The organism is Rickettsia typhi str. Wilmington (assembly GCF_000008045.1).
Classification (GTDB): domain Bacteria; phylum Pseudomonadota; class Alphaproteobacteria; order Rickettsiales; family Rickettsiaceae; genus Rickettsia; species Rickettsia typhi.
On the sequence record NC_006142.1, the window covers coordinates 556,069 to 577,920 of the forward strand.

A 21,852-nucleotide genomic window follows, 5' to 3' on the forward strand; every position below is an offset into this window, starting at 1 on the left:
CGGATTCATATTTATCAATTAATTAATATAGTATAAAGTTTTATATGTGGTAAAAAAGTTACTATAAATTATTAATCTTGCATAATTACTCACTAACATTAACTTTATTAATATAAATATATTAAGATTTTCTTAACTTAATATAATGTATTATGGTTAATATTAATGAAAAAATCAAAAATTTTAAGAAAATTTTTAGCAACGGCATCACTATGCGGAACATTATTTACTAACTCTAATGCAACAGGAGCAATAATTCCTAATAGTGGTAGTGTAAGCTTGAATACTGGCGCAGGTCTTGTTGGAGGAGTATTCCAAAATGGTGATATTATTCAAATAGTTAATGGAGGGCGTGAAATTAAAATATCTGCAGATAAAGCAAATGCTGTGATTGGAGGAATCAGTGCATTAAGAGAGCTACCTGATTTTGGTGGTGTTGAAGTAAGTCAAAATGTTTCAATAGGCCCTCTTAGTGCAGGAGAAAATCTTAATACTAATTTTGGTCCTCTGAAATTTATTAGTAATAATGTTACGTCAATTATTACAGGAGTCGATACTCAAACATTTAGTAATATCGATTTTGCAGGTAAAAATGCTACTTTACAAATTAATAAAGATTTAAATATTACAACTAAAATAGATAATACAGTAGCCGGAAATAATGGTACAATAACATTTGAAGGTAGCGGCGTTATATCAAATCACATAGGCTTCACTAACTCTCTTTTAGGAATAAATGTAGGAAACGGAGAAGCCAAGATTGATGCATCAAGAGCAAATAATATTACAATTAATGCTAAAAATATAAATCTTACTCACAATAACTCTATATTCACTCTTTGTGACTGTAATATAACTACATTAAAAGGTAATATCAATAATACTACAGGCATTGACGGTCAAGGTATATTGAATCTAGCGTATGATCCTGATAGTAGTAACATAATAACAGGTGATATATGTAATATAGGCTCATTAGACACAATAAATGTTTTGCGTGGGTCTGCAACATTGAATTCTACAATAGTAAAAGCGACTAATATTAATTTACAACATGATACTGCAACGCTCAATTTAGGTGACAACATAATTGTTATTGGTAATATAAAAGGTATTAATAACGAAGAAGAGAGATTAAATTTAAAAGTGAATGATCAAATAGATAACGAAATGATTATTCCTATTAATAAAGGTATGAGCGGTAAATTAAATTTGCAAGGGAATGCTACACTTAATGGAAATATAGATAATTTAAGGATACTTAAGTTTAGTGGAGGTCACGATAAAATTTTGAATTTACAAGGGAATACTGAAGTAGAGCATATTATTTTTGAAGATAGTATTTTAAATTCAGGTACTATAACTGTTAATGGTTTATTAAATACACACGTTGTGACTTTTAATAAAAGTAATGCTAACGGAGGCACATTAATAATAAATGCCAAAAACACAATCAGTGCATCATTATTAAATGCTATAAAAGCAAAAATACAAATCAATGCTAATTTGACAATTAATCATCCAAGTGCTGGACATATAGGTGATATTAGAATAGCGGATAACACAACATACACAATAAATGCAGACATAGGGCATGTAAATTTGCTACAGAACGGTGCAAAGATAATGTTTGAAGGAGCTGATGCTATGTTAGCTTTAATCAATACTAGTTTTACAGATAGAACCTTTACAATATATAATAATCTAAATCAATCTGGCAATGATGAATATGGAATAGTAAAGATAGAAGCAATTACAAAAGGAATCACTATATCAAATCACAGTGAACCTTATACTATAGGGCAGGATAATACACATCGTCTTAAGGAATTGATAGTCGAAGGAGGTGGTAATATCATAGTGGATAATACGGTATTTACGAAGTTACTTAGTATAAACAGTACAGGACAAATAACATTTAATCGTACTTTAGATTTAGGTGCAGGCGGTAATATTGCATTTGGAAAGAATGGCACGTTAGTAGTACACGGTGTAGCAGGTTCAATCACGACTTCTGAAAATAATCAAGGAATATTAACAATCAATAGTGGGAATGTTACTGGTACAATTGGTGCTAATGGACTCGGCTTAAAACTTGTAAATATTGGCGCAGGTTCTGTTACGTGTTCAGCAAATGTATTTGCACCGGTAGCTTTAACTAATCCAAGTTCTATATTAATTTTAGCGGATGGTGTTACGCTAACAGGTACAGTAACCACACATAATAATACAAAAGGTATATTATCGCTTGGAATAGGAAGTAATGTAACAGGTCTAATCGGTGAGAATAACGCAACTCTTGAGAAAATAAATATTGGGGCCGGCGCTAGTAATATTGATAATAATATATATGCAGGTTCTATGGTACTAACAGATAAAACATCGGAATTAATTTTAAACACTAATGTAGTCGTTAACGGTAACATCACGACTATTGCTGGAAACAATAGTGGAAAGTTAGTATTTACAGGTAATGGTGACATAACAGGAAACATAGGCGCAAATGGTGCAGCTTTGCAAGAAGTGGTATTTAACGGTACTACCAATATAGGCGGTACAGCGAATTCACAAAACTTTACTGTTGCGCATTCTGAAGCAAATGTAGTGATTACAGGACTTACTACTGGTTCATTAAAATACAAAGATACTGGTACAATTATAGCTAATGGAGGATTGGTAGGAGATATTGATTTTAATAATAAAGCTGGTAAATTCATTTTGGGTGATGGTACTACGATTGATGGCTCAGTGTTATGTACTGGAGGGATTGCTGGGACATTGCATTTTATAGGTGACGGTAATGTAACTCAAAATATAGGTTCAGATACTGAAAATAGTATTTCAACTATCAACATTCAAGGAGATAATACAAAAAATGTAACTATAACAAATGATATATTTGTAAATAATATTTATTTTACAAACGGTGGGGTATTACAACTTGGTGGGAATCTCACAACTCATAATATAGATTTTGGAGCAAATGGTGGTACTTTAGAATTTAATGGTAATAATACATATAACTTAAATGCTATTATTGTAAACGGACAAAATGGTATATTAAATGCCTTCACAAACTTAAAAGCTACTGATGATACTATTGGTACGGTTAAAATAATTAATATAGGACAAATAGGAACGCCACAAAACTTTACTATTCAAGTTAATAATAAAAATTTAACGCTAGTAAGTAACATAAATAGTAGCATTAATTTTTGTGATTCTAATTCACAATTAATATTATCTGCACCGGTAGATCAAACGATTAAATTTATTAATAATTTAAACGGAACTGGAGGTGGTATTATCACTTTAGACGGTAATGGTAATAATTTAACTATAAGTGGTAATAATGGAATAAAGCTTGGTAGTAGAGATAATGAGTTATCTAGCTTAAATATCAAAGGGAAAGTTACTGTAACTCATAATTTAGATGTACAAAATATTCATCAATTAAATATAAACAATGGTGCATTCTTTAATGACCACAGTCTAACATCTGCTAAAATCAAAAATATAAATATCGGTGAAGAAACAGGTGAAGCTACTTATACTTTAGATGCTATAAATTGTGACTTCGATTTAAATACAAGTGGTATGGTATTTAAACATCAAGATTCAGTATTAGAATTGAAAAATAGTTCAAATACTAACGACCGCATTATAACACTAACATCTGTTTTAGATCCAGGTAATGGTCAATCCGGTATAATTAAACTAATAACAGATACTAACAAATTAACTATAGATAATAATGGTAATGTGGCTTATACACTCGGGACAGCAAATCATATGTTGAAACAATTAACTTTTACTAGTATCAATAATGGGGCTATAGCTTTAAAAGTAGGGATCAATGTTGAAAATATTACCTTAAATATTAAGGATATAGAGTTGAACGAGGTAAATGCAAATGTTCTGTTTAACAAAAATGTAACATATACCGCAACAGGTAATATAAATGGTCATGTAGATTTTCAAGGTAATGCAGGTGTAATAAATCTTGATGACGGTATAAAAATTGACGGTAGTGTTACAAGTACCAATGATGTAAACGGTACATTAAATTTGAATGGATCAGGTGAAGTAACTGGTTTAATCACTAATATAGCAATGCTGCAAGCAGGAGCGGGTGATGTATCGCTATCTGCTAGCGGTAATTATTCTATTACTGAAATTCAAGGTAACGGTAATAATAATTTGACATTTGCTGCTAATTCACACTTAACAACTGATATTAACAAAACAGATGGTCAAGCTGTAAATTTAGTCTTCATTAATGGTGGTAGCGTTAGCGGTTCTGTCGGCTTAAGTAAAGCAGTGGGTGATATTATCATACACGCAGGAAATGTAACTTTCAATAATACTGTTAAAAGCAGTAATGTTGTTATATCGGATGGTTCTACGATGCAAGTTAATAATAATATAACTGCTAATGATATCTCAGGCAAAAATATAAATAACGGTACTTTAAAACTAAATAATCATACACCTATTATTATTACAAGTACACTTGGTCATAATAATTCTATAGGGACAATAGAAGTTGCAAATAATGATGTTACAATTACAGGAGCACTAAAAGCACAAAATATTCATTTTTCAAATGCTGCTCAGGAAACCACCTTAACTTTAGGTGCAGCATCACAAGTTACTAATATTACCACGGCAGGAAATAATATTCATACTTTAGAAATAACAGATTTGGATACCGGTAACGACGGCACAATAGGAACTGAAAATAATAGATTAAAATCAATAGAATTAACAGGAAATGGTACAATAACTATTAATTCTAAACATGTTTATTCATCTATTACTACTGCAAATAACGAGCAAGGTAATGTCAAACTCAATATAGAAGGCGGTATTGCTTATGATTTAGGAAGTGAAATAAGAAGTTTAGCAAACGTACAAATTAGTGAGGATAGTACTGTTAAAGGTGACGTATATTCTAAATATCTTAATATAGACGCAGGTAAAACTATAAATTTTGATAGAGGTGATAATAACATGAATCCAAAAAATTTAGATATACCAGATGCTATAATAGATTTAGATGTATTACCTCGCTCACTCTCACTATTTAATTACTTCACTGATATTAAAGCAGATAATTTAAATTTTGTAGATGGTACTGCTACAGCAAATTTTAAAGATGCTGTTGTAATAGATGCGCGTATTGATAATGGTGGTACTTTAAAATTTAATAACAATGTGTGGTTAACACAAGAAATTAAAAATGCTAACAGCATAGAAATTGCATCTAATAAATTTATGTTGCTTCAGAAAAACATTAAAGCAGCTACTTTAATAGCTGATAAGGCAAACTTAGTATTATTAGATAATGTAGAAATAAATACTAATCTAAATGTTAGAGATATTGTATTAGATTTAGCTAATTATGAATTAAAATATACCGGCAATGTTACGCATAACGGACTACTGACTATTATCACTTATTTTGATACTGCATTACAAAAAGGTGGGCATATATTAGTTGGTCAAGGATCTAATGTCGATATGTCTGATTTAGATAATTTAATAATTAAAATTAAATCACGCTCCGATATCACTAACATTACCTCAGATACTAAACACCAAGTAGTAAAACTGGAAGCAGGTGCAATATATAATCCAGTACCGCAAACTAAAGTCATTATTGATGCAAGCGGGGAACAAAATAAATTTGTAAAATGGGTCACTGATGCAAACGGTTTTGTATTACTGACTAATACTGATACTATAGGGCAAAACAATACTGATAATGGTAGTCTGGATAATGGTTATGTAGGAAATAGCAGTAATAATAATAGTAGTAATGGAGTAGTGGGACCAAGTAAAGATAAAGATCATGGCATAACTGATATAGCACCAATTTTTGATCCATCTCCGATCTTAGATTATACTAAAAACAATTATGTAGCTTCTAGTATAGCAAACCAACTTATTAATCATGTTAAAGGTTTTGGTAATACTACTGATGCAGGTAAATTATTAAATGATTTAGGTTTTATGCTACCGAATAGAGTTACTGAAACATTAGATAGACTTAGTCATAGAACAAATATTAATGGACTTAATGAAGGAGTAGCAGGGTTAAATGGTATCGAGATTGAGAATTTTTTAACAGATATAGCAATAAATATGGATAATTTTACTGCTGAAGGGATTGGTAATAGATTAGAAGAATTAATCGACGCAGGTACTGTAAATGGTCTAAATAGAACAAATGCATCGCTTAACAATAATAATCTTAATCTAAGAAGACTTGCTGCTAATAATCAGACAGTAATTGCTGCAGGTGATGAAGATAATACAGTAACAGGCATTTGGGGCATGTCATTTTATAGTAAAATAAAACAAAACTCTAAAAATAGTGCAAGCGGTTATCAATCTAATACAGGTGGCGGTATAATAGGTTTTGACTATAATATTGATAATTCTATAGTTATAGGTGCTGCTTATACTATGGCTGATAGTAAAGTTAAGCACAAAAATGATAAAAGTGGTGATAAAACCAAAGCTAAAAGTAATATATATTCCATCTATGGGCTTTATCATTGGCTTAATAATAACTTTTTTGTTGAAGCTATAGGTGTGTATGGTAGAAATAAAATCAAAAATTATGAAAAGCGTATAACTGCTATTACTGATCAAACCGCAATTGGTAAATTTATTAATACTTTTTATAGCTATGAATTACTAGGTGGATATAACTATCTAGTATCTAATCGTACTACTATAACGCCAATGTTTGGTATTCGTTATACTACATTGAAAAATAATAGTTACAAAGAAAATAATACTACTTTCCAAAATTTATCTATAAAGAAAAATTATCATGATAAATTTGAAACTATATTAGGTTTAAATGGGGCAACTCATTATTTAGCACAAGATATAATAATAAAACCCGAATTACATTGGTTTATAAATTATCAATATAAAAATAAGTTACCAAATATTGATGCGCGTCTTGATGGCATAGATGAACCGCTGACAACAATTAGATTTAAATCTGCAAAGATCACATATAATTTAGGTGGTGGTATTTCTACTAAAAATAATATGATAGAATTTGGTATTAGATATAACTTATCTCTTGCGAAAAAATATACAGCACATCAAGGATCTTTAAAGATTAAAGTGAAACTATAATATATCTATATACACCGACATTGCAAAAACACAAAACTTGTGAATTAACTTTAGACATTAATAATTTCAATTGGAGTAGATGTAAAGCTATGCTTATATTAAGAACTATATCTAAAAGTGCTTTGCATCTACTATAATAAAAATATGTACGCTAATCTTTATTAGTGTACATCTAGTATAGAGCACTATTGATTCATATTTAGATTTAAGCGTTAAAGATCAAGAGTTATTAGATAAAATGTATATTTAAAATATGTAATAAATATAATAACTTTAAGTTAATGTGGAATGAATAATGTTTTTAAAAGTGATCTATAGAGATTAGATAGAATTTTTAGTGCAGTATTTAAATGGAGTTACAATTTTTTTCTATGATAAAATGATTTTATAATGAATATTTAAACTTTAAAAAGTGACAAAACAACTTTTAAAAACTCATTAATTAATAATTAGTACTATCAATACATCAAAATAGGATATTGTAAAAATTATCTAAATCCTTATTAATGAATTTATTTATTACAAGTTCTGTTATATTTTGAGTTCTTAACTTCTAACGCTGATTAATTATTCAGAAATGATCTATTATTTGTTTATCTTATGTATCGATATTATTGATCTTTATCATATTTGACAAATTTAAAATTTGTTGCGTTTTTTAATCCTAAGATGCGTCCTATTTCTGCTCCTTTTCGTTCAAAAGTTACAAATCATATATTAATTATTACAACATAATCTCAGCTTTTGCTAAATCTTTTAAAGTACATGAGCCAGTACATAGCATAGTAATTTTAAGCTGCTCGATTATCAATTGTATCTCTTCAGATACTAAACTTTCAGCAATATCTGCCGCTTTTAATAATTGGCCTGCAAGTCCAAAAATATTAGCACCCATACGAATTGCTTTTGCACCATCAATACCAGATTGTAACCCACCACTTGCAATAAGTGTAATATCTTTTGAAACTTCCCGCAACATTTTTAGAGAATCTAATGTCGTGATCCCCCAATTAATAAAGCTACTAGCTATACGATTTTGCATTGAATTTTTAGCACGATAAGCTTCTACTTGACTCCAAGATGTTCCGCCGCTCCCAGCAATATCAAGAACCTTAACTCCTACCTTTATAAGCTTCTTAGCCACTTGTTTAGATAAACCGTATCCTACTTCCTTAATGATTACAGGGACAGATAGGTAATTAATAACTTCTTTTATCTTAGGTAAAAGATTTTCCCAGTTTCTATTACCTTCAGGCTGAGTTAATTCATGCAATACATTAAGGTGCAAAATTAATGCATCGGCTTTAATAGTATCAATTAAATACTGACATTCTTTCGGTGTTACTCCGTAATTAAGTTGTACTGCACCAATATTTGCCAATAATGGGATATCTGGGGCAACATGTCTGACTGTAAATGTCTTAATCGTATCAGGCTTTGTTAATAAAATACGCATAGAACCAAGCCCCATAGCAATGCCAGATTTTTGCGCGGCTTGTGCAAGTCTATAGTTGATATCTTTAGCTCTAGTAGTACCACCAGTCATGCTTGAAATTAAAATAGGTGCCTTCATATATTTTCCGAGGAAAGTAGTAGTAGTATCTATGTTATCATAGTTAATTTCTGGTAATGCATTGTGAATAAATTTAATAGATGCTAGACCACTTTTCAGTGTAGAGTTAACATTTTGTTTCAGATTAATTTCGATATGATCTTGTTTTCTTTCTATATCTGAATTCTGTTCTTCTAGCATTTTAATTACTCAATCCTTTTTTACAGTTAATCTATATTAATATCCATAATTTTACAAAATATATTTCTTTATTACTACCTAATTCTTATTATAAGTTTAATAGTAATATACGATATATTGGATTACAAGATATGCAACTACAAACTATTATTTAATATGCAGGTACAAGTTATAATCTTTATTTATATCTGATAAATTGAATGTAAATTAAATGGATGCAATAAAAGACGTTTTTAAAGTTAAAGGATATGCTATTCAATTCGCAAATCGTTCTTGAAATGCTTGAGCATTGCTAAAAAACGAAAATATGTTAATATTATTAGTTACTAAACTTATCTCGAAATAGTTTTCAAGTTTGAATATTAGGATCGCAAATTAAAAGATTCAAATTATTACTGAAATAGAAAAATATAAAGCGTGGATTATTAATATTACTCATTTAGGCTTAGTAATATAGTAAATTGTTGCAACATCTTTATAATTTTTGCATACAGGTTTAATAAATTTAATAACTGCTAAACGATACTGTAGTATGTAAAATCACTTACTTACAAATTAATACGTATTTATTATCGTAAATAAATCCCTCTTTTTAATAAGTTTTTAGTATATTTTTGGTTCAACTAACATATGATGATATTGCTAATCTATAAAATTTAAGTTTTTAGAGTAATTAACCAAGCCTTAAATATTCAGTCTTATATAAGAAATAATTAAGTACTGCTTACCTTTGTTGATACATTCATTAATATGTGCTTAAACTCTCAAAATTATCAGAATCAAATTATAAATTTAGATATATCAATATAAGGGAGTATGTTCGACTTCTATAATATAAACTTTTATATTGTTTAGTGTATATACTAGTATAATTTTAGCATTGTTCGGTTGATTAATTCTAAACTATGTTCTATATGTAGCATTTTTAGTAATTTTACAAGTAGCAAAAAATGAGCGTACATACTCAAGTTTATGTGCATATAGTAGCACAATGCTGATACAACATTTATTATCTATTAAAAATTTGAATTTATATTGGATCATATGCCACACAAACTATTGCTAATCTTAGCACATTTGCTTTGAGCTTTGTGCTTAATTTTTCAATTACGACTCCTGTTTCAAAACAATAATTAAAGTCAATCCTGTTTTATCATAACATTTTGACGCTTCTATTATTCTTTTTATAATCAAATTAAGATTTTTTTCTTCAATTAACATTGGATAATCATATTGTAATAAATTTTATGATCCTTTAGCTCACTCTTGCTATAGATAAAATTACAGTTAAACTTTCGTATTGTCATGAGCTTTAAAATTAGAAGTAGTAATTTGTAAATTACTAAGTCACTTTGTTCGATAGTAATTTTATACTCTTTATTTTCTAATTTACATTACAAACGACTGCAATAATGAGATGTACTATATTACATTTTTTTTATCATTTTATGTTAGGCGCAGTAAAAAACTTTCCTTATCAATAATCTTGATATAAGACAGGCTAGCATAATAATAACAGAAATATCATGATGGCGGAGAGAGGGGGATTCGAACCCCCGACACATTTCTGTGAACACGCTTTCCAGGCGTGCGCCTTAAGCCGCTCGGCCATCTCTCCAAAAATTTGCTTTTCATACGTATAAGGTATTGGTATTTGCTTTGATACTTAATTGTCATGCATTGTGTTTACGGATGCTATACGTATCAATTTTAACTATATCATCTTAGCAAATTATTCGTATTCGTTATTGTTTCCATAGGTATCATGTTTTTTTGAACTCTATTTTTGATTCACACTGACAATGCTTCTATTTACTTTAGTCTCCATACAGAAAGCTAAGATTTATTCTGAAAAAAAATATTATTAGCTTCTTTTAATTCACTTTGAGTATTAATACCAACAATTAAATCATGATCAGTAGATAATAAATATGAAACTTTTTCACCGTGATTTTTACATATTTTTACTATTTCAGTTAAATAAATTTCCTGATTACAGTTAGTATTATTATTAGCAAATAAAGGTAAATATTTATTTAAGATTCCACTACTAAAAGCCATAATACCTGAATTGCAAAGTTTTATTTTTTTCTCTTCCTCACTTGCATTTTTATATTCGATTATCTCTAAAAAATTTCCATGTTTATCAATAGCTATTCTTCCATATTGAGCCGGATTTGCTCTCTCAAAACTTAAAGTTACTAATGCAGCATTAATAATACTTAAATAATCTATTAATTCATACATAAGTGTTGGAGTAATAAGAGGATGATCACCATATAAAACTAATATTATTTTATTTTGATCAATTAAATCTATTGCTGCATGAGTAGCATGTGCTGTGCCTTTAGGTTCTTCTTGTAGTACAAAGCGACACATATTTTCATAGGGTGTTAAATATTTTTTAAGTGCCTCTGAATAAACTATAATTACATCATGTGTGATTTTAAGTGCATTCTTTAATACCGTTTCCAGCATTGGAACTCCGCCTACTTCATGCATTACTTTCGGCAAATCAGATTCCATTCTAGTACCTTTACCGGCAGCCAAAATAATGATTTGATAATTTTCGTTGTGGAGCATTATTCCTCTTGTATTATTTCATAAACATCCTCCGATAACATATAATTACCGAAAACTCTTTGTACATCATCATTTTCTTCTAAAACTTCTATGAGCTTTAGTAATTTTTTAGCTTTTTCTTTATCATCTATAATTATAGTATTTACTGGGATCCAGCCTATATAAGAGTCTTCAGGTATGCCGTATTTGTCGGTTAGAAATCCTAGAGCTTTATAAAAATTTTCAATATCCGTATATATTGTATGTGCGAAATCATTTGATATAATATCATTCCCTCCAGCTTCTATCGCTGCTTCAAAAATATCTTCATTCGATGCTATATTTATTGGATATTGAATAACTCCACAATGATTAAATAAATAATTTACACTACCGGTTTCTCCTAATATTCCGCCATACTTAGTGAAACTAGATCGCACTTCTGAAGCAGTACGGTTTTTATTATCGGTTAAAGCTTCAATTATTATAGCAATACCATTTGGTGCATAACCCTCGTATCTAATTTCCGTATAACTTTCAGTATTAGAAGCATCATTAGCACTATTAATAGCTTTATCTATTCTTTCTTTAGGGAGATTTTGACTGCGTGCAGCATTTAAAGCCTTCCTGAGACGTGGATTATTTTCAGGAACATTAGAAGCGCCTGTTTTAACTGCAGTCACTATTTCACGAATTAATTTAGTAAAAACTTTTGATTTCTTTTTATCTTGAGCACCTTTACGATGCTGAATATTCTTAAATTTTGAGTGACCGGACATATTTTATTCTAGAAACAATCAACCTTGTTTCGCTCTAAACCTTTTATTTTTTTTATTTATTACAAAAATTTTGCCTCTTCTTTTAACAATCTGACAATCTTTATCACGTTTTTTTAACGATTTTAATGAGCTAACCACTTTCATACAATATACTTTTATATTAATTGGGATTAATAATAAACATTTTTATCTAATCAGTCAATTAAGTTCTGTATTAGTTTTAATAAAATAAATAATTACTGTTATTTTTAGCTCTATAGAGTTTTAAATGTAAAATATTTAAAAATTAATTTTTTGCTAAATAAACTATGTAATGATTAATTAAAATTAATTTATAGATAGATTCTCGCTGTTCTTGCCTCATAAGATAAGTTATGATAAGATATTTTAAAGAACTCAAGTTATTTTAACGTTGACGGTATGGTTCGACAGTACATTATATCCCGTAAATACACTACTATAGGTTATTTTTTAAAGCATGTAGTTAAGCTATGGGATAATATAAGACGAATTCTTTTGTACTTCATACTTTTATTATTATCTTTTTTTCTTTTCTCAAATCAGATTATTGCTGATCCTGAAATAGCTGAATCATTTAAATGTTCTAAGCTTTTTCCTTATTTTGAAAAAAAATTTAATATTCCATCTAATACTTTATATTCAATCGCGTTAAAAGAATCAGGAAAAAAACATTCAACCCGTAAAATCAAATTAGTATGGCCTTGGACAGTAAACGTTGAAGGCAAAGGTTATTATTTTAATAGCAAAAGAGAAGCTATAAATTTTGTTCGAATAGCGCTTATAAAAGGGCAAGCTAGTATTGATGTAGGATGTATGCAGATTAACTTAAAACATCATTTAGAGGCTTTTAATTCACTTGACCAAGCATTTGATCCGCATAATAACATCCGTTACGGAGCAGCGTTTTTACGTTCAAAATATGATCAGTTAGGGAATTGGTACAAAGCTATAGCTCATTATCACTCTGCTAATCATTCTTTAGGAGGGAAATATAAGCAAGATGTAATTAAAATAGCAAGCAATATGGAACTTTATAAAGCATTATTATTTAGTTATCGCAATAATAATGAAGGAGCTTTAGCAGATATAATGCATGTTAATAATAAAGTTCTTAAAAAAACACTTTTTAGTAGCAATAAAAGATATAGAAGTAGTATTATGATACCGATTCCTGCTAAAATGAATTAAATTTATGAATATTAAATTAGTGATATATTTTTTAATATTAGTAAATTCATTAAAAGTAAATGCTGATTTGAATCATATTCAAGATAGTTTTGAATATCAAAAAGAACAGTTAGCAATAGAATTGCCTTGGAGTGATTGTACTGCAATTCATAAATTTTTAGAAGAAAAATTATTTTTTTCAGAACAACAAATAAAAAAAGAAAATAAAATTCATGAGAAATATAAGCAATTTTATTTACAATATAATAATAAGCTTTCTGATTTTTCTATGCATTTTCTAGACAAAAACACTGAAATTAATGGTGTAGAAACTTTAATATCAGGTTTTTTAAAATTTTGTGAAGATAATTTTCAAACTAATAAAAGTAAAACTAATTTCTTAAATTTTTTCCAAAAACAACAAGACCAATGGTTGCATAATATAAGAAATGAGAATTATAAAACACATTATAGGAAAAATATGAAGATAATACCTTTAGAAAAATTAACTAATTAGTTATATTGGTATAATCTATTTTATTAAAATTGTGTAATATAGTTAAATTATTAAATTTTTTAAAAAAATTATCAAATTGCATACATTTATTTTGATATATTCACTTAATAGAGTTTATTATGTTTACACAATGTTTGTATTATAGTTTCTATAGTAAATAATGCTTAGCAACACTTTTACAAGTTATTATAAAAAATATCATCTGTACAAGTTTTTAAGTAATATTAATTTTATCTAACAACTTATATACTTTATAGTATTAGCGAAGCATCTAAACTAATAAGTGTTAATCTTTCTGTAAAAAAAATATAGAAATAGATTAAGATTTAAAAATAACAACCATAAAAATAAACTAAAAGACTTATTCAATATATACGAGATTTATATATACAAACATCATGAAAAACGTTTGGTTGTATTTAAAGTTGCATCTTGTTCTATTACAAAGCAACATATAGAAAGATATTTGTATTTATAAGATAGTTATATCATAATTACTTTTATAGGATTAGCACTGTTTTGTATTCGTTTAAGATAAAACCATTATATTAGATAGCAACTTAGAATGGTACTTAAGGATAAAGAGCGATCAATCGAGCTATTAGCGCAGCATAAATTTCATCTAACCACATTAATATACTGAAACTGTAATAGAGATAGCAGTGAGTTTGATATTCCTTAGCAGATATGAATTGTTATAATAGTTTTGATATGAGTCAATAGTAAAGTATAGTGCTATATTCTGATTAGAACTGATATACATCCTAATATCTTATAATGAATGAGTATAATGTGTTTATAGTAACGTTTTGTAATATTCTAAAATATACATCATTACCTAATACTAAAGATGTTTGACCTATTGATAATACTTACTAAAACTTAGCTTTATACTTTATAGAAGCGATAATAAGATTAAGCATTATAAAAAAATTTAGAGAATTCAATAAGCACACTGTATATTTGTCAGATCGTGATTTGATAAAGCACTTAATATAATTTTTAGTATTATTATGTTAGCAAGAAACATAAATTATCTAACCAGGGACAATAATTTGAATAAGGAATTATAAACAAATCGAATTGTTATATGCTAATAACAATAGAAACAAATTTGAGTTAAAATATGATTGTTGTATATATACTAAAATAGTAGAGATCTAGATAAGCTATTGCTTTGAAATTCCATAGTTTAAAATTGATCAAAGTATTTATGCTCCGAAATGGAAATGCGATTTTATGATTAAAGTACACAGTATTTTCATACAAAGTACTTAATTATAGAATTGCGGTGAAAAACAACAATGAGGAAGTTCAGTGAACAATACTTGCAAAACATAAAAAATAAGGCTATTAATAAATAATTAATGCTTGGTTAAAAAAGCATTGAAATGACTCAAAGATTAAGTTGATAGTAATTATAATAGCAGTTATGAGTATAACTAAATTGCAATCTTAACTTATAAGATATATTACCTTAATTTATGTTAACTATTAATAATATACAGTTCTTAAATCTTTGTAATGTTGTAGTAAATATTTTATAGTGATAAATTAATATATAAGAACAAATAGTTTAATCATGATCACTATGGATTTAAAGCGTGCATAAATAATTTTATTCTCTTTAGAGCTTTTTTGTATAAAAATAAAATGTAGTTTTTATTGGTACTGAGAATATTTTTGAAGTGTTAGCAAACATCAATCAACGTAAAACTAGATAATGTTCATATTGAAATATAACAAACCTATTTATGGTGTATTGATAATTAAGTCTCAGATTATAAAAAAGAGATAGATTATAAATAAAAAGAAAGATTTTAATAAAAACAAGTGAGAGCGTTATATATTTAATAGGCTAAAATTACAAGACCACCGTAATAATTCAGTAGCAGGAATAAGTAATAGCTTATTTATAAAGCATGCAGCTAATGATATAATAAGTCGATTAGGGATGATTGATAAGAATTTTGCAGATATTTTAGAAATATCTGCAAAGTGTGGTTATCTTACAAATTTACTAAAAAATGTTTATCGCAGTGCTGATATTATCGTAACAGATATGTCACCTTTGTTGCTTGATTCTTTTGATCATAATAATAAATTATTAATTGATGATGAAAATTTAGAATTTCAAAAAGATTCATTTGATTTAATTATTTATTCATTAGGGTTACACTGGATCAATGATGTACAGCGTTTTTTGTATAATATTAGAACATTTTTAAAATCTGATGGTATTTTTATTGGTAATTTTGTCGGTGGAGATAGTTTAAAAAATTTACGTAAATCATTAATCGATGATGAAATAGCAAGTGGTTTTAAACATTCTCCACATATATCTCCTTTTATCCGTTTTGATCATGTGCCAATGCTATTATTGCATGCAGGATTTAGTGAAGTAATTGTTGATTATGAAAATATCGCTCTAAAATTTGAAAATCCTCTAGTTTTAATGAGGGAAATAAAAAATATTGGTGAGTCAAATGCACTTAATTCTCAGCACAGTTACGCTATTTCTAAAAAAATGTTTTCTTTACTAAAAAATTATATAAACGTTTTTGAAGATAATATTACTTTAATTAGTTTTATTGCGGCACCAAATAAGAATAGTATAAGATTAAAGTTGTTATAGTATTTATAATATTGTATTATATTGTATTATTATAATGCTGTTGTGTAACTTGGTATTTTAAAAAAGATTATTATAAAGATTAGATACCATAGTCAATATACGGTGTGACACATCATCAAGATCATAAGGATAAATATGCAAGAATTTGATTTAGTTGTAATAGGTAGCGGACCTGCTGGCTATACAGGTAGTATTAGAGCTGCTCAATTAGGATTAAAAGTAGCATGTATTGAGAAAAATGATACTTTAGGTGGCACTTGTTTAAATATAGGTTGCATACCGTCTAAAGCTCTACTTAATACTTCTAAAAAATATGAAGAGACCCTCAGATATTTTGAGAATATAGGTATTATCGCGGATACAAAACTAGACTTACAAAAAATGTTATCTAATAAAGATAAAATAGTTTTAGATCTTACAAAAGGTATAGAAAGCTTATTTGTTAAGAATAAGGTTACAAAAATAAAAGGAGAAGCTAAAATTATCTCTAATAATATTGTTGAAGTAAATAAAGAGCACATTAAAGCAAGCAATATCTTAATTGCCACAGGTTCAAGCGTTATAGGCATACCTACTGTGATAATAGACGAAGAATTTATTGTTTCATCTACTGGTGCTTTAAAACTTTCTAAAGTACCTGAGCACTTGATAGTAGTCGGTGGTGGGTATATAGGATTAGAACTTGGTTCGGTTTGGCGTCGTTTAGGTTCTAAAGTAACGGTTATTGAGTATGCTTCAAGCATTGTACCTATGCTTGATAAAGAAATTGCTAAGCAATTTATGACAATACAGCAAAAACAAGGTATAAAATTTAAACTCAATACTAAAGTAGTAGCGTCTGAAGTAAGGTCAGGAAAAGTAAATCTGACAATAGAGGAGGCTGATAAACGATCAATAATAACTAGCGATGTCGTTTTAATAGCAGTAGGTAGAAAAGCATATACTAAAAACCTAGGATTTGAGTCAATCGGTATTACTACGGATAATCAAGGTAGAATTGAGATAAATGAATATTTCCAAACAGCTGTGTCAAATATTTACGCAGTTGGTGACGTAGTAAAAGGTGCAATGCTTGCTCATAAAGCTGAAGAAGAGGCTATTGCCGCTGTAGAAATTATAGCTGGTCAAGCTGGGCATGTGAATTATAACTTAATTCCAAGCGTTATATATACCTATCCTGAAGTAGCAAGCGTCGGTGCAACAGAACAACAACTACAAGAACAAGGCATTCATTATAAAGTTGGTAAGTTTCCATTTTTAGCAAATAGTAGAGCTAGAGCTATTGGTAGTACTGAAGGGATGGTTAAGATACTTGCTGATAGCAAAACTGATAGGGTTTTAGGAGCACATATTATAGGATCAGATGCAGGCACTCTCATTGCTGAGCTTATCGCTTATATGGAATTTGGAGCATCTACTGAAGATATAGCAAGAACATGCCATGCACACCCAACATTAAGTGAGGCTATAAAAGAAGCGGCTCTTAGTGTAGATAAAAGAACGATTAATATATAAATATTCAAATTGTTATATAGTGTAGCGACTACAAATCTAATAATCGGAAATAAATAATACTTAACACAGAGGAAAACAAATAAAAGACTGATATATTGTCAAACAAATTGTATAATAAGAATATTGATGACAAAACAAGAGTTGCGTCTTTATTTTAAAGATCTTTTAATAAAAAAACAAGATAAAATTAATTCCGATTTAGTTAAAGATGCATTAATAACTAAAATTAGTTGGTTATTAAAAAAGTTAAGAGTAAATACTGTAGGGATTTATTATCCTCTAAAATATGAAATTAACTTACTTTCAATGATCAATTTGCTTCCTGAAATAAATTTTTATTTACCAAAAATAAAAAATGAAATAAAATATTGTGCTTATAATTTTAACGATGCATTGGTTTTAGGCAAATTTAAAACCTATGAACCTATAAATAATAATTTTATTATTCCTGAGTTAATTATTCTTCCAGGTCTTGCGTTTAGTAAGGATGGTTATAGACTTGGATATGGCAAAGGATATTTTGATCAATATTTAAATAATAATCACAAAAATATTTTCACTGTCGGAGTTTGTTTAAAAGAGCAGTTACTTGATAATTTTCCTATTGAATCACATGATTATAAGCTTGATCTTTTGATTTCAGTATAAAACCATAAGTTGATAATTCAAAATTTTTAGCGATTAAATTTTGAATTAATAATTTATTCATATTGTAAAATATCTCATAATGTACAGCATAAAGTAAATTAATGAGCTTGTAAATATTGTATTAATAACGTCATAGCTTTTTCTTATAAGTTATTAAATAAACTTATTATTTCATCTTTATATTTTTGTTTATGTAAGTATTTACTTTTTAATTTTAGATTTTTAAAATCTTTATAATTCAATGGATTATTTTTACAAAGCTTTATTAAATCTTCGTCTAAAATAAAATGCTGACGTGGAATATTTATAGTTTGTGCATTTTCTTCACGATAGGCTGCAAGTATTTGAATTATGCGATTAAAATTCTTATCATCACTTTTATATCTTATTTTTTTCCATGCATCTTTCAATTCAACCTTATAATTTCTAACATTTAACAAAGTACCAAGAGTATGCTGATATTTATTAGTTAAATTATTGCTAATAATTATATTATTTAATTCTTTATATATTTTATACAAATACTCTACGTCTAATATAGCATAATTTAACATATCACTAGTGATAGGGCGTTTTAGCCAGTTAGATTTTTGATGAGTTTTATCTATAGTAATACCGATTAACTTATAGCAAAGATTATCATAGCTTAACTGTTGACCGAAGCCGCAAATACTTGCTGCAATTTGTATATCAAAAATATTAGAAGGTAGTGTTTTAAATAAATTATAAAAAATCTCTAAATCTTCACGAGGCGCATGAAATATTTTAGTAATATTATTATCTATAAGTAGCTTATTAAAAATATTTAAATCTAAATTACTTAATGTATCAATTATTCCGCAATATCCTTCTGCTTTAACTTGAATTATACTAAGCTGAGCATAATAAGTATAGCGACGCTCAAACTCAGTATCTATGCTTAAAGATTTATGATGTGCTAACCTGTCACAAAATTCTTCTAGTGTTTTTTGTTTATCTATAATTTGCATAGAAGCTATATTTATAAAGCTCCGATAATTTTTAAAAAAAGATTAGTATGAGATAATGATAGAATCACTTCAAGACCGATTAAAATAATAATAATCCATTCAAGTTTTGTGGAATGTTTATAATTAAGATCATTTGAAAGAATGTCTAAAAGCTCTTGAATCATATTAAGACGATGATTCATTATATTTTGTCGTATTTCTATATCTTGAAATTCTGCTGTCATAAGATATAAAGGCTCATAGTTAGGACGACGCCAAAAGAATTCGGGAGTATCGAATATATCACTATGTAGACTAATCGAATAACGTTCATTAAATAATATACCTATTTGCTGTAATATCTCTTTTTTAGATAATGATACGCTTCCTGTTCTAGCTAGTTCCTGCTGAATAGGGGTTGTCTGAACAATTAAATTACTCACTGATTGCTCAAGAACGCTAAGTTTAACTGATTGGGCTAAAGCATGCGAAATAGAAAGTTTAACAAAAATAGATTTATCAGCTAGAATAATTTTATTTTTTTCTTCGTCAATAAAAGTTTTTTCGACATCAGTATTATATTCAAAATAAATATAATCAGATAGATGCTCTTTAAGTTTATTTACTGCCACTAAATCAGTATTGCTTAAAATTATTTTTTCTTGAATTTCATCACCGCCCCAAATAGTTACACATCCAAATGGAAAGAAAAATACCTCTATAAAATCAGAATCTTTATTTATCTCTTTCTGAATATATAAAACATCATCAAAATGTTGAGGTTCAAGACCATTTTTTTTTAAATTAGCCACTAAATCACTCATTGTATATTCAGAAGAAGTGCAGTAAGATGAACATCTCATGATTATTAAATTTTATTTATATAAATTTAGAGTATAGTAGTTAGGCACCTATAAAGTCAATAATATTATAATATGTATGAAATATTAAGTAATAGAAAGATTATAAAAATAATAGGTTTAGATTCTTTAATGTTCCTACAAAAACTCATTACTAATGATATTTGTAATAAAAGATATTGTTATACCTATTTACTTAATAATCAAGGAAGATATTTATTTGATTTTTTTGTGTATGTGCATCACAAAGAGGAAATTTACATTGATATTGATAAAAGCAATAAAACTGCTTTAATAGCGCATTTAAACTTCTATAAATTACGCTCTAAAATACAAATAATAGATTGTAGTGAAGAATATAAAGTGATCTACTCACACCAAAAATTAGATATAGATATGTTAATTACGGTTCGCGACCCTCGATATGCTAAGCTTGGTTTCCGTTCAATAAATAAGCTCGATATAATAACATGTACAAGCAATAATGTGAAAGATATGGAATCTATCAGCTCAATTACATCTTATCGTCAAAGTATGAACCCAATATACTTAGAAGATAAATATAATTTTGCAATAATAGATGGTATAGAAGATTTAATCACAAATAAATCTATTCCGAATATGTATGGTGCTGAGGAATTAAATGCAATTAGTTTTGAAAAAGGATGTTATGTTGGTCAAGAAATTATATCAAGAACTAAATATCAAGGGGTTATAAGAAGAAAGATATATAGAATTACAGCATATGAAGATTTATTATCATTAGTTCAAGACGACGTGATACTTGCAAATAATGAAAAAATTGGTGTAATATGCTCAAGTTATCAAAATAAAGGAATAGCATTAATCATGGAAAAAAAATATCATGATTATAAAACATATAATATTACTGTTAAAGGCATTAAAATAAACTTATCTCTTGCCCCATGGTATTAAATTTTTTAGCTTTTAATAATTTTCTCTAGTAAATATTTTATAAAAGAATTTTGGAACTATGTATTGCAAACTGAAATTTGCTGAATCTATGCAGCATTAGCATCAATTACAAGCTAATATAATTTCTTAGTTAAAAGAGTACTGTTATATTTAACAATATAATTTTAGAAGTGAAGATAATTCTATTAAACCATTCATTGTATGAATTAACACTGCATATAATTCAAATGGTTAATTAAATTATAGTTAGTAATACTGTTTTACTTGGAAGAGACAAGCATTTTAATGTTAAAATATAATAGCGTGCATAGCGCAGAGTTATTGTTGAAC

Annotated in this window: 12 protein-coding genes, 1 tRNA gene and 1 pseudogene; 7 read left to right on the forward strand and 7 right to left on the reverse strand. The window is 27.9% G+C overall.

Annotated features, from left to right (window positions below):
• Window positions 1–165 precede the first annotated feature (165 nt).
• Window positions 166–7,161 carry an autotransporter domain-containing protein gene (locus RT_RS02190; RefSeq protein ID WP_011190899.1) on the forward strand — a complete coding sequence of 2,332 codons (6,996 nt, stop codon included), beginning with the start codon at window positions 166–168 and terminating at the stop codon, window positions 7,159–7,161.
• A 724-nt stretch (window positions 7,162–7,885) separates the two neighbouring features.
• Here RT_RS02190 and fni read toward each other — a convergent pair.
• From fni to ykgO, 5 genes are all read right to left on the reverse strand, one after another.
• Window positions 7,886–8,914 (reverse strand): type 2 isopentenyl-diphosphate Delta-isomerase, encoded by a 1,029-nt coding sequence (gene fni / locus RT_RS02195; protein ID WP_011190900.1) that lies wholly within the window; start codon window positions 8,912–8,914, stop codon window positions 7,886–7,888.
• Window positions 8,915–10,444: 1,530 nt separating this feature from the next.
• A tRNA-Ser gene (locus RT_RS02200) sits at window positions 10,445–10,532 on the reverse strand.
• Between the two features lie 218 nt (window positions 10,533–10,750).
• Window positions 10,751–11,497: a sugar phosphate nucleotidyltransferase gene (locus RT_RS02205; protein WP_011190901.1), complete on the reverse strand. Its 747-nt coding sequence runs from the start codon at window positions 11,495–11,497 to the stop codon at window positions 10,751–10,753.
• Window positions 11,497–12,255: a YebC/PmpR family DNA-binding transcriptional regulator gene (locus tag RT_RS02210; protein WP_011190902.1), complete on the reverse strand. Its 759-nt coding sequence runs from the start codon at window positions 12,253–12,255 to the stop codon at window positions 11,497–11,499. Before RT_RS02210 ends, RT_RS02205 begins: the two co-directional genes overlap by 1 nt.
• 18 nt (window positions 12,256–12,273) lie before the next feature.
• Window positions 12,274–12,399, reverse strand: coding sequence for a type B 50S ribosomal protein L36 (gene ykgO / locus RT_RS02215; RefSeq protein WP_004597685.1), 126 nt, complete (start codon window positions 12,397–12,399; stop codon window positions 12,274–12,276).
• Between the two features lie 276 nt (window positions 12,400–12,675).
• Here ykgO and RT_RS02220 point away from each other — a divergent pair, with 276 nt between their 5' ends.
• From RT_RS02220 to RT_RS02240, 5 genes and pseudogenes are all read left to right on the forward strand, one after another.
• On the forward strand, window positions 12,676–13,464 hold the full coding sequence (locus RT_RS02220) for a lytic transglycosylase domain-containing protein (protein WP_011190903.1): 789 nt from the start codon (window positions 12,676–12,678) through the stop codon (window positions 13,462–13,464).
• A 4-nt stretch (window positions 13,465–13,468) separates the two neighbouring features.
• Window positions 13,469–13,956 (forward strand): annotated as a pseudogene (locus RT_RS02225) (DUF2532 domain-containing protein).
• 1,919 nt (window positions 13,957–15,875) lie between these two features.
• Window positions 15,876–16,595 (forward strand): methyltransferase domain-containing protein, encoded by a 720-nt coding sequence (locus RT_RS02230; RefSeq protein ID WP_263987527.1) that lies wholly within the window; start codon window positions 15,876–15,878, stop codon window positions 16,593–16,595.
• 135 nt (window positions 16,596–16,730) lie between these two features.
• A complete protein-coding gene (gene lpdA / locus RT_RS02235) occupies window positions 16,731–18,110 on the forward strand; it encodes a dihydrolipoyl dehydrogenase (protein ID WP_011190906.1) in 1,380 nt (459 codons plus the stop codon).
• A 126-nt stretch (window positions 18,111–18,236) separates the two neighbouring features.
• Window positions 18,237–18,758, forward strand: coding sequence for a 5-formyltetrahydrofolate cyclo-ligase (locus tag RT_RS02240; RefSeq protein ID WP_011190907.1), 522 nt, complete (start codon window positions 18,237–18,239; stop codon window positions 18,756–18,758).
• Between the two features lie 143 nt (window positions 18,759–18,901).
• Here the strand turns inward: RT_RS02240 and RT_RS02245 are convergent, their stop codons facing one another.
• Both RT_RS02245 and RT_RS02250 read right to left on the reverse strand, forming a co-directional pair.
• The gene (locus tag RT_RS02245) at window positions 18,902–19,747 is read right to left on the reverse strand and encodes a ribonuclease D (RefSeq protein WP_011190908.1); all 846 of its coding nucleotides are present in this window, start codon (window positions 19,745–19,747) and stop codon (window positions 18,902–18,904) included.
• A gap of 11 nt (window positions 19,748–19,758) precedes the next feature.
• Complete coding sequence (locus RT_RS02250) at window positions 19,759–20,550, reverse strand: RMD1 family protein (RefSeq protein WP_011190909.1); 792 nt, start codon at window positions 20,548–20,550, stop codon at window positions 19,759–19,761.
• A 111-nt stretch (window positions 20,551–20,661) separates the two neighbouring features.
• Here RT_RS02250 and RT_RS02255 point away from each other — a divergent pair, with 111 nt between their 5' ends.
• The gene (locus tag RT_RS02255) at window positions 20,662–21,522 is read left to right on the forward strand and encodes a YgfZ/GcvT domain-containing protein (RefSeq protein WP_011190910.1); all 861 of its coding nucleotides are present in this window, start codon (window positions 20,662–20,664) and stop codon (window positions 21,520–21,522) included.
• Window positions 21,523–21,852 lie beyond the last annotated feature (330 nt).